The sequence below is a fragment of the Corynebacterium sp. KPL2825 genome, assembly GCF_037908445.1.
Classification (GTDB): Bacteria; Actinomycetota; Actinomycetes; order Mycobacteriales; family Mycobacteriaceae; genus Corynebacterium; species Corynebacterium kefirresidentii.
In genome coordinates this window covers 1-14308 of the sequence record NZ_JBBMGI010000011.1, presented here as the reverse complement: position 1 = coordinate 14308, position 14308 = coordinate 1, and the positions used below count along the sequence as shown (strand labels likewise).

At 59.8% G+C, this 14308-nt stretch carries 16 protein-coding genes; 12 read left to right on the top strand and 4 right to left on the bottom strand.

Going from position 1 to position 14308, the window contains the following annotated elements; genetic code table 11:
* The first annotated feature begins 1 nt into the window (after position 1).
* Complete coding sequence (locus tag WMQ00_RS09310) at positions 2 to 1162, top strand: acyltransferase family protein (RefSeq protein WP_340440973.1); 1161 nt, start codon at positions 2 to 4, stop codon at positions 1160 to 1162.
* On the opposite strand, the gene WMQ00_RS09305 is transcribed toward WMQ00_RS09310, so the two are convergent.
* From WMQ00_RS09305 to WMQ00_RS09295, 3 genes are read right to left on the bottom strand one after another with little or no spacing between them, the layout of a single operon-like run.
* Positions 1083 to 4151 (bottom strand): alpha-(1->3)-arabinofuranosyltransferase domain-containing protein, encoded by a 3069-nt coding sequence (locus WMQ00_RS09305; RefSeq protein WP_316331051.1) that lies wholly within the window; start codon positions 4149 to 4151, stop codon positions 1083 to 1085. The two genes, WMQ00_RS09310 and WMQ00_RS09305, sit on opposite strands and share 80 nt — an antisense overlap.
* Before the next feature lie 2 nt (positions 4152 to 4153).
* Complete coding sequence (locus tag WMQ00_RS09300) at positions 4154 to 4351, bottom strand: DUF2613 domain-containing protein (protein ID WP_005325448.1); 198 nt, start codon at positions 4349 to 4351, stop codon at positions 4154 to 4156.
* 22 nt (positions 4352 to 4373) lie between these two features.
* The gene (locus tag WMQ00_RS09295; protein WP_316360684.1) at positions 4374 to 4880 is read right to left on the bottom strand and encodes a universal stress protein; all 507 of its coding nucleotides are present in this window, start codon (positions 4878 to 4880) and stop codon (positions 4374 to 4376) included.
* Positions 4881 to 4938: 58 nt separating this feature from the next.
* Between WMQ00_RS09295 and WMQ00_RS09290 the strand changes: the two genes are divergently transcribed.
* From WMQ00_RS09290 to WMQ00_RS09275, 4 genes are all read left to right on the top strand, one after another.
* Complete coding sequence (locus WMQ00_RS09290; RefSeq protein ID WP_340440972.1) at positions 4939 to 6099, top strand: glycoside hydrolase family 3 N-terminal domain-containing protein; 1161 nt, start codon at positions 4939 to 4941, stop codon at positions 6097 to 6099.
* Between the two features lie 34 nt (positions 6100 to 6133).
* A complete protein-coding gene (locus WMQ00_RS09285) occupies positions 6134 to 7822 on the top strand; it encodes a VanW family protein (RefSeq protein WP_316360686.1) in 1689 nt (562 codons plus the stop codon).
* Between the two features lie 13 nt (positions 7823 to 7835).
* Positions 7836 to 8135 carry a hypothetical protein gene (locus tag WMQ00_RS09280; RefSeq protein WP_239206591.1) on the top strand — a complete coding sequence of 100 codons (300 nt, stop codon included), beginning with the start codon at positions 7836 to 7838 and terminating at the stop codon, positions 8133 to 8135.
* A gap of 226 nt (positions 8136 to 8361) precedes the next feature.
* A complete protein-coding gene (locus WMQ00_RS09275; protein WP_340440971.1) occupies positions 8362 to 9615 on the top strand; it encodes a tyrosine-type recombinase/integrase in 1254 nt (417 codons plus the stop codon).
* Here WMQ00_RS09275 and WMQ00_RS09270 read toward each other — a convergent pair.
* Positions 9565 to 9942 carry a helix-turn-helix domain-containing protein gene (locus WMQ00_RS09270; RefSeq protein ID WP_340440970.1) on the bottom strand — a complete coding sequence of 126 codons (378 nt, stop codon included), beginning with the start codon at positions 9940 to 9942 and terminating at the stop codon, positions 9565 to 9567. The genes WMQ00_RS09275 and WMQ00_RS09270 overlap by 51 nt on opposite strands.
* A 132-nt stretch (positions 9943 to 10074) precedes the next feature.
* On the opposite strand from WMQ00_RS09270, the gene WMQ00_RS09265 reads away from it, so the two are divergent.
* From WMQ00_RS09265 to WMQ00_RS09235, 7 genes are all read left to right on the top strand, one after another.
* The gene (locus tag WMQ00_RS09265) at positions 10075 to 10299 is read left to right on the top strand and encodes a helix-turn-helix domain-containing protein (protein ID WP_340440969.1); all 225 of its coding nucleotides are present in this window, start codon (positions 10075 to 10077) and stop codon (positions 10297 to 10299) included.
* 81 nt (positions 10300 to 10380) lie between these two features.
* Positions 10381 to 10962, top strand: coding sequence for a hypothetical protein (locus WMQ00_RS09260; RefSeq protein WP_340440968.1), 582 nt, complete (start codon positions 10381 to 10383; stop codon positions 10960 to 10962).
* A gap of 3 nt (positions 10963 to 10965) precedes the next feature.
* Positions 10966 to 11526: an NUMOD4 motif-containing HNH endonuclease gene (locus WMQ00_RS09255; RefSeq protein WP_340440967.1), complete on the top strand. Its 561-nt coding sequence runs from the start codon at positions 10966 to 10968 to the stop codon at positions 11524 to 11526.
* Positions 11526 to 12266 carry an ERF family protein gene (locus WMQ00_RS09250; RefSeq protein ID WP_340440966.1) on the top strand — a complete coding sequence of 247 codons (741 nt, stop codon included), beginning with the start codon at positions 11526 to 11528 and terminating at the stop codon, positions 12264 to 12266. The genes WMQ00_RS09255 and WMQ00_RS09250 overlap by 1 nt, the downstream gene beginning before the upstream one ends.
* A gap of 206 nt (positions 12267 to 12472) precedes the next feature.
* Positions 12473 to 12796 (top strand): HNH endonuclease, encoded by a 324-nt coding sequence (locus WMQ00_RS09245; RefSeq protein WP_340440965.1) that lies wholly within the window; start codon positions 12473 to 12475, stop codon positions 12794 to 12796.
* The gene (locus tag WMQ00_RS09240) at positions 12796 to 13716 is read left to right on the top strand and encodes a helix-turn-helix domain-containing protein (RefSeq protein WP_340440964.1); all 921 of its coding nucleotides are present in this window, start codon (positions 12796 to 12798) and stop codon (positions 13714 to 13716) included. Before WMQ00_RS09245 ends, WMQ00_RS09240 begins: the two co-directional genes overlap by 1 nt.
* Complete coding sequence (locus WMQ00_RS09235) at positions 13710 to 14171, top strand: hypothetical protein (protein WP_340440963.1); 462 nt, start codon at positions 13710 to 13712, stop codon at positions 14169 to 14171. The genes WMQ00_RS09240 and WMQ00_RS09235 overlap by 7 nt, the downstream gene beginning before the upstream one ends.
* Positions 14172 to 14308: the final 137 nt, after the last annotated feature.

Here is a 14308-nt window from a genome sequence, read left to right as displayed (position 1 = left end):
TATGTCCAATCAGTTTCAGATCGATCCGGGGTTAGGAGCAAGCGTGCAGCCGCAGGCATCTGTGAAAAGCGTACCCCAGCATCTGCCGGAGCTAGACGGTCTACGCGCGGTCGCCTCCCTTGGAATCATTGTCACCCACGTGTCTTTTCAGACCGGAACTGGGTGGGGGTTTGCTGGGCGCTTCGATTTTTTCGTCGCCGTTTTCTTTGCCCTCAGCGCCTTCCTGCTGTGGCGCCGCCGTGGCTTGCACAGCTTAGCCGGCTTTGCGCGCTCGCGCGTGGCACGTCTTTTACCGGCCTATTATGCCTGCGTGGTGGCGGTGATGCTCCTGCTTCCCGACGCCCACTCACTCACCCTCACCCAACTGCTGAGCAATCTTACTTCCACGCAAATTTATGTGGTCGACGGGTTGGCCCCAGGTCTTACCCATCTGTGGTCGCTGTGCGTGGAATTCTTCTTTTATCTCTTCTTGCCTGTGCTGGTGTGGCTGCTTGGAACGCTGCCGCGGCGCTGGCGCATTGCCGCCATTGTCTTGGCAGGAGTGCTCAGCTGGGCGTGGGGATTCGTGCCCTTTGTAGCCGATTACGCCAAGGACCAGGTCAACTCGCAGATCTGGCCGCCGGCGTATGCCTCGTGGTTTGCCGTGGGAATGCTGGCCGCCGAATGCGAAGAGGCCGGCATCAGTCGGCGAGTGCAGCGCGTGCTGCGGCCGCGCTGGGCGTGGTGGCTCGCGGCGGCGGTGGTGCTGTGGGTTGCCAGTCGCGAGTGGTTTGGGCCGCAGGGGCTTATCCATCCCGAACCCGCGGAATTTTCTCGCCGCATCATGGCGGGCGCGGCCTTTGCCGCAGTCGTGGTGGTACCGGTGGCTCTAGCCCCGCGGGAGAAATCTTGGCTGACCAGCCCACTCATGCAGGCACTGGGTACATGGTCCTATTCCATTTTCTTGTGGCATGTGGCCATCTTGGGCCTGGTCTTTCCCCTTACCGGGGTGCCGCTTTTTAGCGGGAAACCCCTGGACTTTTGGGTCATTCTGGCCGTGACTGTGGTGGGCACCGTGGTGGTTTCGGCCGCTAGTTATACGCTCATCGAGCGTCCCGGCCGGGATCTTCTCCTCGGTCGGCGGCGAAAAGACAGGCCACGCCCGCGGCACACAAGCAGCTAAGCAAGAGCGAATCACCCGCATAGGAACCAGACGTCCACGGCGCGCGGGCGAGGATGGCTCCAGCCGCAGCGACTACGCCGGGGGCGAGATAGCCGCGCGGGATGGTGGTCCAGCGCACTACCAACCACGCGGCCACGGCCGCCACTGCGGCCGGCCAGCCGGTAAGGGCCAGTGCACCAAGTGCCACGGCGGCTGAGGCAGCGCCCCCACGCGGTGCGTGCCAGGCGGGCTGGGACGGGTGGCGCGCGGCCGCCAGGAGGCACAGGCCGAGCGTCAGCAATCCCAAGGAGCCGCCCAAGAGGAGGGTGGCGCGATAAACCGGCTGGGCGGTGAAGGACATATGGAAGTCGCCGGAACGGCCGGCCGGAATGACAAAAGCCTGGGTGGCGGCGTCGATCTCGCGCGGGGTGAGCTCTTCATTGTCCAAATAACCGCGCAGGCCCTTATTAAAGGCGCGTCCGGTGACCAAGAGACGGTCTTCCTCGCTGGCTTTAATCGAGTATCCAGTGGGCTTCGAGGGCTCCGGCGGGCGCCAGCCCACCTCGCGAAGGCTCACCCACGGTCCAGTGGTGCGCACGCGGTGCGTGCCGGGGCTCAGGGTGAGGGAATCGCCGGGGGAGTAGCGGTGGGCGTCGATAAGCACGGGCTTGGTGGAATCCACCTTTACCCGCATGGGGCGCGGCGCGGTGAAATCGCGGATGAGCACACCGGTATCTTGCAGCATCTGCTGGAAGAAGAATTGGTGCACATCGGGGGAGGTATCCGGCACGGTCACTACGCGCTCGACCGGCTGGCCCTCTACCCCTAGTTCCGCGATGCCGGTGCGGTGAGACAGCTCCACGCGAATGGCCTCGGTATCGCCGCCAGGTACGCGTACCTCCTGCGAGCGGAAGGGCTGTAAGTCCACGTCTACTGCGGCGCTGCCGGAGCGCACCGTAACCGTAGTGGCGCTGGTGGCCATGAGCTTTAGGCGCGGTTGGGTGAAATGACCGCGCAGCTCAATCCACCCGGAGTCATCGCCCGGCGCGGGCCACCAGGCGGTGGAGTTCTCCCCGTCCACCGCGGCCGTCGCAGACTTTTTTGGTTGGGCGCCACCGAAGGCCGTGGCATCGGCCGCAGAGGAAGAAACCGCCACGGAACCGCCGTGAGTCTCGACCTGGCTAAGAGGCCCCGCGGAAGGATAATCGCGCAGGCGGTTATTTACGTGGCTGGGGTCGTCTGCACCCAGGGGTGCGGAGATAGGGCCGTCGAGGGTGCCATAGTTGCGGTCCGAAAGCGTCGGGGTATCGGTGACGATATCGGCGTCGCGATCGACGAGCTGGCGGGTGGTGGGGCCACAGTGGGCGTCGAGAAGCGCCAAGGCTTCCCCGCCGCCGGCCACGCGGACTGGGTCTGTGGGCCCTAAGGACATGCCGGCGTGGTTGAGCAAGATGACATCGACCTCGCCGAAGCGGTGGACCTCGCCGCCAAATTTACTGGCCAGGGCCTCGTCCTCACCGGTGAAGAGATCGTGGCGCACCATGACCGCGCCGATGCCCAGGCGCTGAAGGGAGCGCACACCGGTGGCCGGATCTTCCTTGAGCGCGGCCATCACACCGTCGAGCCCACGGATAGCCTCTGGTGGCACGAGCGGAATGGCATCGCGCACGGCCCAAGGGACATCGAGCAGCGGCTGGGCCGGCTCATCGCGCGTCCACCCCCAGGTCTGCCGGGCAAAAGACGCCTCCGGATAGATAAGGGTGCGGGTATCGGCGGCATGGGTATTGATAAAGTCCGTGGCCTCGTGCCAGTAGGAGGGAACCTCCTTATACGCCCCCAGCGGCAGCAAGCGCTGCGACCATGCCGGGGAGATGACCGCGATGCACAGTAGTAACGTGAGCGCGCCTACCGTCTGCTTCTTGGTAGGCCGCAAGCTGTGCGGTAGCGGCAGCTGTGCGCAGGCGCGTGCGACACCCAAAAGCAGTGGGAGGCGCACCAGCGGGTCAAACTTATGCAGGTTGCGCAGCGCGGCCAGCGGGCCATCGAGAGCATCGAGGTACCACCCCGCCTGGCAGCCCAGCACCGCGATGCCCACCACTAGGACAACGGCCCACACACGCGGCAGTTTGGTGAGCCCGTAGATGCCCACGGCCGCGATGCCCATGGTGACCAGCACGAAGAAGGATTCGGTAGCCAGCGCATTGCCCGCCACGCGCTCGGTATCTACAAACGGTGTCCAGCTCGTGGTCCCGCGCAGGATTTCTGGCAGGTTGAGCCAGCGCGTGGTCACGCGAGCGGATTCGATGAATTCCGTAAACGGCGGGGCGTAGCGGCCAAGTACGATAAGCGGGCCGATCCACCACGCCGATACCGCCAGGCACCCTAGGATCCAGGCCGCGCCGGGTTTGAATGCGCGGCGGTAAAGCACAATTACCGCGGCCGGGGTGCAGGCGGCGATGGTGGCGGTGGCATTGACCGCACCCATGAGCGCTACGGGGATGGTGGCTGCGGCGGCGTCGCGCCACGTGAGCTTGGCATTGAGGAAGGGCAGGATGACCCAGGGGGCGAGCATGACCGGCCAGGTCTCGGAAGAAATGGCGGTCAGGGTAGAAAGCGCGCGAGGGGAAAGCGCGTAGAGCATCGCCGCCACCCAGACCCACCCGCCGCGCAGGCCTACCTTGCAGGCGAGCTTATGAAAGCCGATGAAGCCAACGCTTAAGACCACCAGCCACCACAGGCGCTGGGCCAGCCAATCGGGCAGTGGCTGGGTCAAAACGAAGAAGGGCCCTTGGGGAAAAAGATAGCCATAGGCCTGATTTTGTAGTTGTCCCAGGGTAAAGGTATCCGTATAGGCGCTCAGTGCCCCGCGGAGAAAATGCAGCGGATTGGCGGCCAGATCATGCTTGGTATCGGCAGCTGTCAGCCCCCACGGCTGCACGAGGAGGATGAGCGCTAGGGCAAAGATCCCCAGCGGGTAGGGGCGGGCAAGCCGCCCGCGGAGGGTACGCACACCTAGTTGCGGGATCCGTACTCAGGGCCGCCCAAAACCGCATCGGAAGCAGAAACCGCATTGCCTTCCGGCACGGTATCAGTGCCGGAGAACTGCGCGATGCCGATGATGGTGATGACGCCGAGCGCGATGCCCACAACAGCGCTACCGATGGCGGGGCCAAGGGTGCGCTTGTTCAAAGAATCGGTTTCCAGAGCCATGGCTAAAAATACTAGCAGCTATTTAGAAGTATTCTGCCTCATCATTGTCCGCGTCATCTTCGTTTTCCTGCGGCACGATGAAGACGGGAAGGCCGGCATTGCGCACAATCTGATCGGCGGTGGAGTTGGTCCACCAGGCGCGGAAACCTGTCAGGGCGCGGGTGCCGGTCACGATGACATCCACGTCCAGCTCGTGTGCTGCATCAATGATGGCGGAGGAAATAGTGGTGGCGGATTCCACCAAGTGGGCGCGGCCAGCCAAGCCCAGGCTTTCGGCTAGTTCGATGCCCTGGCGGCAGATTTTCAACGCTTCCTCGTAGGCCGGATCCTCTTCGACGCCGTCCGGGGAGACGGTGGACTGGTGCATTCCAGTGCGGCTGACGGCGCGGGCGGTCTGCCGGGCTACGGGTTCCCAAGCGGTGAGGATTTCCACCGTGGTGGGCCGCAGCAGCTGGGCCGCGTGCTCGAGGGCGCGGCCGGCTCGTTCGGTGCCATCGTAGGCAATTAGCATTGTCTCGCCGTTACTCATGTGGCTAGTCTACCCACCGTTTCAGACAGAAGGCGAGGAATATTGCACACTGGAAGGCATGAAAACTCCGCGCATTCTCGCCAGCCTTGCCCTCGTGACGGCCTTGGGCGCCTGCTCTACCTCCCCTCAGGAGGACGCCGAGAGTCAGGACTCCACCACCCCAGCGGCATCGAGCTCACCGGCCGCGACGCAAGAGACGCAAGAAGAGACTTCGCAGGAAGCAGCCCCGCAGCAGGACATCCGCGCCATGGCCGCCTCTGTGTTGATGCCCCCGGTCACCAATTACGACGATGCTAAGGCCAAACTGGATGCTGGCGTGGGCGGAATCTTTATTCCCAGCTGGGCGGATCCCAACCTGCTGCAGGAAGAGGGCCGCGATATTAATGCCCTGCGCCAAGAGGTAGGCCGCGACTTTGAAGTCTCCATCGATTTTGAAGGCGGGCGGGTGCAGCGTTTCTCAGAGATCTTGGGCGATTATCCCGCACCGCAACAAATGGCAGCCGAGCGTTCCCCGCAAGAGGTGGAACAGCTGGCCCACGAGATTGGCACGAGCCTCAAGGCTCATGGCATCAACGTGGACTTTGCGCCGGTGCTCGACGTCGATGGCAATGGCCTAGAGGTGGTGGGCGATCGGTCCTTTTCCACCGATCCAGCACAGGCGGGTGAATACGGCGCCGCCTTTGCCCGCGGGTTGGATTCCGCTGGGGTCAAGGCCGTATTCAAGCATTTCCCGGGACACGGCCGTGCTTCTGGCGATACCCACCTGGCCGAGGCCGTTACCCCGCCGCTGGAAGAGCTGGAGGGACACGAGTTCATTTCTTTTAAAACCGCCCTCCCTCAAGCGCCGAATGCCGCGCTCATGATGGGCCACCTCGCCGTGCCCGGTTTGGGCGATGGCCAGACTCCTGCTTCTATGCTGCCGGAGGCTTATGGCTTGGCTCGCGAGACCCTGCAGTACGACGGCCCTATTTATACCGATGACATCGGTGGCATGAAGGCGATTGCGGATTCGCTCCCGCTCGCCGACGCCGTCGTGACCTCCCTCAATGCCGGTGCCGATATGCCCCTGTGGTCCACCGAGGGCGATATCAATGCGGTAATCGATGCCGTTGTCGGTGCCGTGGACGAGGGGCGCCTGCCGCGCGAGCGTCTCGAGGATGCGGCCCGCCATGTCAGCGTTCCACCGGCCGACGTTGCAGCCGAGGCCGCACAGGACTAGGAAAAATACCACTAAAACCGTTAACCTTTAAGGCGTGAAAAAGGCAGAAGGAAAAAACGGTGCTAAAGGCTGGCTCATCGCGCTCGGTGTATTTGTCGGCCTTGTCCTGATCGCGGGTATTGCTTATGCCTGGGATGTCGCGGCAAACCAGGACAAGATTCCGCGCGCCGTTTCCGTCAACGGCGTGGACATCTCCGCCATGGATCGCACTGCCGCCGTGGAGAAGCTCGAAGATGAGCTTGCGGGCGTAGAGACCGAACCCGTTTCCGTCACCTCCGGTGACCTTCACACAGAACTCGTCCCTTCCGAATCGGGCCTTGCCCTGGATAACCAGCGGGCCGTGGACAATATTAAGGAGCCTTCCCTCAACCCTTTCACCCGCCTGTATAGCTTCTTCCGTTCCACCCGGGATATTCCGGTAGAGACCAACGTAGATGAAGCCCAGCTGCAGCCTGCCTTGGAGCGGGTGAAGAAAAACCTTTCCACCCACCCTGTCGATGGCATGTTGGAGCTTAACAACGGCGAGCTCAAGGTCACCGACCCGAAGCTTGGCCAAACCGTGGATGCCGGCTCCTTGCACAACGCGGTCACAGAAAACTGGCTCGATTCCGAGGGCGTGGACGTGGACCCAGAAGAGGTAGAACCGGCCATCAATGATGCGGCCATCGAGGCCATGCGCACCGGCGACGCCGCTAAGGCGCTGGATAATCCGATTACCTTGAAGGCTAAAAATAATGTCACGGCTACCCTGAATAAGCCGGAAATCTCCCAATTCACCAGCATTGAAAAGAAGGACGGCAAGCTCAAGCTCGCCGTGGATACCAACCGCGCGCAGGAGCTGTTGGCGGAGCGCTCTGAGGGCGCCGATGTGCCCGGTGTGAATGCCAAGATTTCCTTCAACGGCAACGACAAGCAGGTCACCCCGTCCGAAGATGGCGAAATCATCGACTGGGAGCCGACCATGAAGGACTTTGACAAGCGTGTGACCGGTGACGACCGCGAGTGGGACGCTACTTATAAGCCGGACCCTGCCGAGTTCACCACCGAAGACGCCAAGAAGGCGACCTTTAACGATACCGTTGGCGAGTTCACAACCGAGGGCTATTCCGCTGCCTCGGGCAAGAACATCGAGCTGGTGGCCCAAGAGGTCAACGGCGCTGTAGTCAACCCCGGCGAGACCTTCTCCCTCAATGGCTACACCGGCCCCCGCGGCACTGCCCAGGGCTATGTGGAATCCGGCATCATTATTGATGGCCACTCCGGTTCCGCCGTCGGCGGTGGCATCTCCCAATTCGCCACTACCTTGTACAACGCTGCCTACTTTGCGGGCATGGAAGATACCGCCCACACCCCGCACTCGTACTATATTTCGCGCTACCCCGCCGGCCGCGAGGCCACCGTTTACGAAGGCGCCATCGACCTGCAGTTCACCAATACCTTCAACACCCCGGTCCGCATTGAGACCGACTTCGGGGGCGGCAAGATTACCGTGCGTTTGAAGGGCACCAAGACCGTTGACGTTGAGTCTGTGAACAATGGCCGCTGGGCCAATACCGACCCACAGCCGATGTCTGTGCCAGGCAGCGACTGCTCGCCTTCCTCTGGTGCGCCAGGCTTTACGACGTCTGATACCCGCATCATCAAGGACCTCGGCGGCAAAGAGCTCTCCCGCGAGACCACCACCACGGTCTACGACCCGCAGCCCATCGTCCGCTGCGGCTAGTAGGCTCGGAGCCATGGAAGAGAGAACTCTGACAACGCTCATCTTTGGCAATGTGGTTATCGAATCGAACCTGCGCGGGGCAGAGCTGCGCGTTTACAGCGAAGATTGGCGCGGATATCAGCTCCGGACTGACCTGGGAGTGACGTTCCGTGCCCCGCTGGATAATATCCGTGGCACCGTGCCTCAGCGTGATATGGCCGAGCTTGTGGAGAGATTCTTGAAGCCGGCCGCCGCAGAACTAGAGGCGCACTATCCAGGAGGGGTAGAGCGGGCACAAAAAGAACTTGCCCAGTGGTTAAGCGCCACAGACTAGCAAGAAAATTCCCCCCGAAAATTGGAGCCGACGACGGGAATCGAACCCGCGCTAGCAGCTTGGGAATTTGATAGTCGGTTATTGGACTGTACCAGTACAGGGTCGGTTTCTGGCGGTGGGTATTTTCTTGGCAGCTCACAAACTGTACTATGGTGTCCGAACCAGTACAGGGTGGCAGCTACCAATACAGCTACCACCACACAGCTACCAAGTCAGCTACACAACCATGAAACCAGTAAAAGACCTGAAACTCGGCTCCATCTACCAAACCAAAAATGGGCGCTGGCGCGCTGCTATCACCATCGGCTGGGACGGTAAAGGTCGCCAGGTGCGTCGCACCGTCTCAGCTAAGACAGAAGTGGAGTGCGTTCGCCGCCGCAATGAGTTGTATCTACAACTAAAACAGGGCGCGTCCGCACCCCAAAAAATGACCGTGGAAACCTTTGTCACCCGCTGGCTATCCTCCACAGCGGTTGAAAAGTACTCCCCCAACTCACTAAGAAACGTTAAAGGTCACTGCCGGAACTACATTATTCCCACCCTCGGCCAGTACGCACTGAAAGATGTAGGGGCCGATGAAGTGAGGGAGTTAGACCAATCTGTGCGCAATTCTGGATGCTCAGACCGAACCGTGCAGATAATCCACTCCACTTTCTCAACCTGCATGGCCGATGCGGTACGCCGGGGACTCATTGAGGTTAACCCGTGCTCGCGTGTTGATAGGCCCCGTGCCGTATCCCGACCCCGCACCGCCTTGAGTGTCGACCAGGCGCGGCACCTCATTCTTCACTCCTCACAAAATGGCGACCCGCTGGCTTCATTATGGGCGGCGTATCTCTTCCTTGGTCCTCGAAAAGGTGAGCTATTAGGCCTCACCCGCGATCGGGTGTCGCTCGTTTCTGGTATGGCTCAGATTGATCTTTCGTGGGCTGCTTCCAGTGTGCCGTGGGAGCATGGTCGGGGTTGCAAGTGTGGCGGTGGGGCGGGCGCCCGGTGGTGTCCGATTAAACGTCATGCGGTGCCGCCAGGGTACGAGTGGGAGGAGCTGAATGGGTCGATGATTTTGGCTCGCCCTAAGACGTTTAAATCGCGTCGTATTGTTCCTGTTCCGTCTCCGCTTGACGAGGTTCTGAGGCGGCATATTGCAGCCACGCCTAGTAATGAGTGGGGGCTGGTGTGGGTGTCTGAGAAAAGGTTGCCTATTCGTCCTGAGCGGGCGCTTATCAGGTGGAAGGCGGCTTTGCGGGATGCTGGATTGCCGATTGTTGACCTGCATACAGCTCGCCATACGGCTGCGTCACTTTTGCGTGAGTGTGGTGTAGGGCCGGAGGTTATCGCGTCGATTCTTGGGCATTCTAAGGTGGATACCACGTTTAATTATGTGCATGTGAATGCGGCGCAGGCTCAGCGGGCTTTGAGTGATTATTCTTCATTCCTCGGTTTGCCTAGCGGCTACAGTGAGGCCTCGGATAAAGGCTAAGGCTTCTCGTTGTAGGCGGGGTGGGAGGCGTTTGGCTTCGGTGGTGATTTCGTCGCTGAGGTTGGTGGGGGTTGTGGTTTCTAGTCCTGCGGCTTCGAATATTTGGTTGACGGGTAGGTTTACGCCTTGGGCTGCTTTGGCTAGTGCTTCTGGGGTGGCGGTGACTCTGATTTTTTGTCCGTTGCGGATGTTGATTCCGGTTTCTAATCGTCTCCACCAGGATTCGGATAGGCCGGAGCGGCGGGCGGCTTCTGCTTTCGATAGGCCGTTGTATTCTCGCGCTTGTTGGAGGAGTTGGCCGGGGAGCCATTGGTCGGGGGTTGTCATGGGCTTAGATTATCAAGTTCGTTGCGGGGCGGGGGATTTTACAAACCGGAGTACCGTATAGTACAGTTTAGTACAGGGTTAAGGAATAGCCCCGCCCTGCAAGGCGAACCACCAGTCAGAAAGGAAAACCCCTTGGCTATCTACATCAAAGGCCACCCCGAGGGACTGCTAGACATCAAAGAAGCGCAGCAATACCTCGGAGGAATTAGCCGCACTACCGTGTACTCGTACATGAACCGCCCCGCCAACGAAAACCGACTAATTAAAGCGTCCCGCCCCGGACGCAAGCTACTGTTTACCCGCCGCGACCTCGACACATTCATCGAGACGGAGCAGGCACTAGCCGCCGCAGCCTAAGCGCATAAGAAAAGCCCCCACGGCGCTGCAACACCATAAATGTGGAGGCTTGCACCAGTCAGAAAGGAAACTGAAAACCTGATGCACACTCAGGATAACACCCCCGACCACGTTAAAGCGAATGGTCTTGACCTCGCCCAGCGTGTAGTACTCCAATCCGCTGTACTCGGCAAGCTGTACGAGATGCACAAGGAAGAGAAGCGGGAGCTGGAAAAGCAGCTCGCCCCCGGCGATAAGCGCACCGTCACTAACAACCAGGGTGTGAAGCTGGGCACCGCGTCCATGAGCCAGCCTAATAAGAAAGCAGTCTGCACCGACCACTCGGTACTCCTAGCAATGGCAGACGATCACGGGCTGGAAATCATCGACGCGCTACCCGCCCCAGACGATCCGCGCCACCAAGAAATCATTGACCTGCTTTTTGAGACCCGCCCCGACCTGCTGGACTCCGGTATTTCCCGAGAAGATGAAAAGCACCTCGCAGACCACGTGCTAAAGGAGTGGCAGATTAACGGCGACCTTGCTCCCGGCTGGGAAATCAAGGACAGCTCAGCTTCCCGCATGGCTATCCGCAAGGGCACGGACGAGGTGGCTAAGGCTGCTATTGAGCACATGATCACCAGCGCATCTAACTCTCTTGCTGAAATCACAGACGGAAAATAAACCATGAGTGAGTGGATACCAGTCCCCGGCTTTGAGGGATTGTATGAGGCTAGCGACGCGGGCTATATACGGTCGGTTGACCGAAGTATTTTAAGGTCAGACGGACGCGTATACCACTTAAAGGGCCGTGTACTAAAAGGAACGGTTATGCCCTCTGGTCACCTGAGAATTGACCTCCGAAAAGATGGAAAGACAATCCCGTCCCTCGTTCACCAAGTAGTGGCCCTGGCATTTCTTGGCCCCTACCCAGAAAACAAGGAAATCTGCCACAAGGACGGGAACCCGGCTAACAACCAGCCTTCAAACCTCTACTACGGCACGCGCAGCGACAACATGTACGACGCTGCGAACCAGAAAACTCATTGGCAAACCCGTAAAACGCACTGCAAATATGGGCATCCATACACCGGGGCAAACCTCATCATGTTTGGCCCAGACAATCGCCGCAGAGCATGTAGAACATGCCGCCGCACCACTTCATGGGTGAAACGCCACCCCGAGGATAAACCTCGCTACCAGGAAATATCAGACGCATATCTCGAAAAGATCATGGAGGAACAGTAATGGCTACCGAAACAACCAAGCACCCAGATATTATTACCGCGCTCAACGCCATCATGGTGGATTTGCCTGCCGTGGGTAAGGACGGACGCAATAACGCCCAGAATTTCAACTTCCGTGGTATTGACGGCGTGCTGAACGCCTGCGGCCCCATTCTACGCAAACATGGTGTGGTGGCGGCTCCCCGCGCACTTCAGCACATCAAGGATGTGGTTCCGCGTAAGAACGGCGGCAACATGACTCACGTTCTGTTGGAGTTGGAAGTTGTGTGGCTGCTGGCGGGCCACCCGGTAGACGAGGGCCTGCGCACCGTGACGTGGGGCGAGGCTTTCGACATGTCGGACAAGGCGACCGCCAAGGCGCATTCCGTGGCGTTGCGTACCGCCTACATTCAGACTCTGGCGCTGCCTACTCAGGAACCCGATCCGGATGAGTCCTATTTTGAGCGGGGTTCGTCCCAGCCGGGTAATCAGTACCCGCAGCAGACTAACCCCCAGCAGCAGGCCGCAGCGCGTAAGGGGTACGTATCTAAGCAGGCGCAGGGCCTGATGGATGCTGAGAAGAACCACGATGTGGATAAGCTCAACTCCGCGCTGCGCTACTACCAGCAAAAGGGCGACGGCCAGCTAGTCAGCATGGCGCAGGAAACCCTACAGCGTTTGCAGCGCGCTCAGGCTCAGCAGAATGTTCAGACCGTTCTTGATGGTGAAGTGGTCGAGGAACAGAATACTGAGGCGGCTTAGCGCCTAGCGCTTTTCTGAGGGTGGCCCTGCCCGCAAGCCGGGTGGGGCTATTTTTAATGCCCTCAACGTCCCTTATACTCAAATTCTTGTACCCACTGTGTGCCTGCAAGCGCACAGGTTGGGGAGTGACACAGAAAGGAAACATGGTGAAGCGAACACCACTTAAACGCACCCCTATGAAGCGTCGCCCACGTAGGGGAGGTGCAATGCCGCAGCAGGTTTACATGCTGGTCATGGATAGGGCGCGGGGCCGCTGTGAGGCCGGTCTAAAGGGCTGTACTGGCGCCCCGGAGGAATGGCACCACAGGCAGCGTCGCCAGCGGGGGAATGATGTTGTGAGCAATGGGGCGGCGCTTTGCCACGCATGCCACCACCACATCACTCATGAGTCGCCGCAGGCGGGCCGCGAGCGCGGGCTGATTGTTCACTCGCACCACCCGAACCCTGCTGAGGTGCCGATGTGCGTACGTGGCGTGTGGGTGCTCCTCAACGAGGACGGCACCACCACCCGGACGGAGGTGCGACCATAATGGCTGCCGATATTTACGATGAAACCCGCCAGTTCGTCATGCTTCCTTTTGAGGTCATGGAGGCGCTGGATGGGGACTCCCGCGCCTTAGCCTTGTACGCGTGGCTGAAAAAATACGCCAATCATCGCACTAAGCTGGCGCACCCGTCCCGCCGCACGCTGGCGCGCCACCTAGGGTATAAATCCGCTACGCCGGTTGACCAGTACATCACGAGGCTGAAAGAGATTGGCGTGCTGCAAACATTCCCCCGATTTAAGAACGAGGAGGGGGAAATATCCTACGAGCGTTCGGAGGAGTACCCCGAGCAAACGTCGAATGGATACCGTCTACTAGACATGAGGTATACCCCTACCACTCAGGAAGTAGGGGGTGTACCTCGTGAGAGCACTACCCCTTACCACTCTAGAGGGAGGGAGTATACCTCGAGAGAGCATACAGAACTAGATCCAATAGAACTAGATCCAAGTGAACTAGATATATATGCCCCTGAGCGCTCTGAACGAGGTGAAGACGTGTTTACTTCGCAAGACAAGCGCGCATCTCAGCAATCCACGCACGAGTCTGAGTTCGACGATTGGTACACGGATTATCCTCGTAAGACTGGTAAGGGCGCGGCGCGTAAAGCCTTTATCAAGGCTCGTAAGAACGGTGTGGAGGTAGATGTCCTCAAGGCTGGGTTAGACCGCTCTAAGCGCTCCTGGGCGGTTGAGAACAGGCCGAAAGATAAGATGCCTTACCCGGCAACGTGGTTGAATGCGGAATCGTGGGATGATGAGGAAATCACGGTGGAGGATATTCGTAGCCAGCAGGCTCCGGCTGCGCAGCAGAAGAAAGATTTTGTAGACCTCCTCCATGAGGATAGGCAGCGGAATACTACCCCGCCGTTCGGTTGGGAGTCGCGAGGTGAGCTGCCGTGGTAACTCGCATCAAGTCGCGTGAGGAGGCGCGGGAGCTTGCGGCAAACGTGCTGCAATACGGCAAGCGCCTGGCCCCTGATAGGTTCCCACCGCCATCGGTTGAGGCAGTGGACGCGTGGGCGAGCGTCTTGGAGGGTATGCCGTTCCCGACTGAGGTATGGCCCGAGGCCGTGAAGTTGTGGGCTACGGATCTAGTGGGTGACCGTATGGTGACTCCTCGTGAGATGAAGCGGGCGGCGAAGCTGGTGATTGAGCGTTGGGAGCACGATCCGGTTAAGAAGCGTGAGTTGGCAGCACATCGTGAGCGTTTGCGTGTGGAGCGTGATAGGCAGTTGGCTGAGGGGACTTTTGGCCGAGTGCGGGGGTATAGGCCGTTGGAGGTTGAGGCTCCGGTTTCTCAGCCGAGTGTGGAGGATATTCGGGCTATTGCTGGCCGGTTGAGGGCTGCGCGGGGGTAGTTGGTTGGGTGAGTTTGTGCTCACCTCAACCCACAATTTTACAAAAAGTAAACAAGGGTAGAGAGTGTCTGATGGTTTGTGTGTGGGTTTCCAACCTGCATAAGGAGATAAGCCAGAATGACTACTGTGACAAGACG

Excerpts from the sequence above, each read along its gene's own strand:
- WMQ00_RS09310 (WP_340440973.1), top strand. The coding sequence starts at position 2 with ATGTCCAATCAGTTTCAGATCGATCCGGGGTTAGGAGCAAGCGTGCAG.
- WMQ00_RS09300 (WP_005325448.1), bottom strand. The coding sequence starts at position 4,351 with ATGGCTCTGGAAACCGATTCTTTGAACAAGCGCACCCTTGGCCCCGCC.
- WMQ00_RS09295 (WP_316360684.1), bottom strand. The coding sequence starts at position 4,880 with ATGAGTAACGGCGAGACAATGCTAATTGCCTACGATGGCACCGAACGA.
- WMQ00_RS09290 (WP_340440972.1), top strand. The coding sequence starts at position 4,939 with ATGAAAACTCCGCGCATTCTCGCCAGCCTTGCCCTCGTGACGGCCTTG.
- WMQ00_RS09280 (WP_239206591.1), top strand. The coding sequence starts at position 7,836 with ATGGAAGAGAGAACTCTGACAACGCTCATCTTTGGCAATGTGGTTATC.
- WMQ00_RS09275 (WP_340440971.1), top strand. The coding sequence starts at position 8,362 with ATGAAACCAGTAAAAGACCTGAAACTCGGCTCCATCTACCAAACCAAA.
- WMQ00_RS09270 (WP_340440970.1), bottom strand. The coding sequence starts at position 9,942 with ATGACAACCCCCGACCAATGGCTCCCCGGCCAACTCCTCCAACAAGCG.
- WMQ00_RS09260 (WP_340440968.1), top strand. The coding sequence starts at position 10,381 with ATGCACACTCAGGATAACACCCCCGACCACGTTAAAGCGAATGGTCTT.
- WMQ00_RS09255 (WP_340440967.1), top strand. The coding sequence starts at position 10,966 with ATGAGTGAGTGGATACCAGTCCCCGGCTTTGAGGGATTGTATGAGGCT.
- WMQ00_RS09250 (WP_340440966.1), top strand. The coding sequence starts at position 11,526 with ATGGCTACCGAAACAACCAAGCACCCAGATATTATTACCGCGCTCAAC.
- WMQ00_RS09245 (WP_340440965.1), top strand. The coding sequence starts at position 12,473 with ATGCCGCAGCAGGTTTACATGCTGGTCATGGATAGGGCGCGGGGCCGC.
- WMQ00_RS09240 (WP_340440964.1), top strand. The coding sequence starts at position 12,796 with ATGGCTGCCGATATTTACGATGAAACCCGCCAGTTCGTCATGCTTCCT.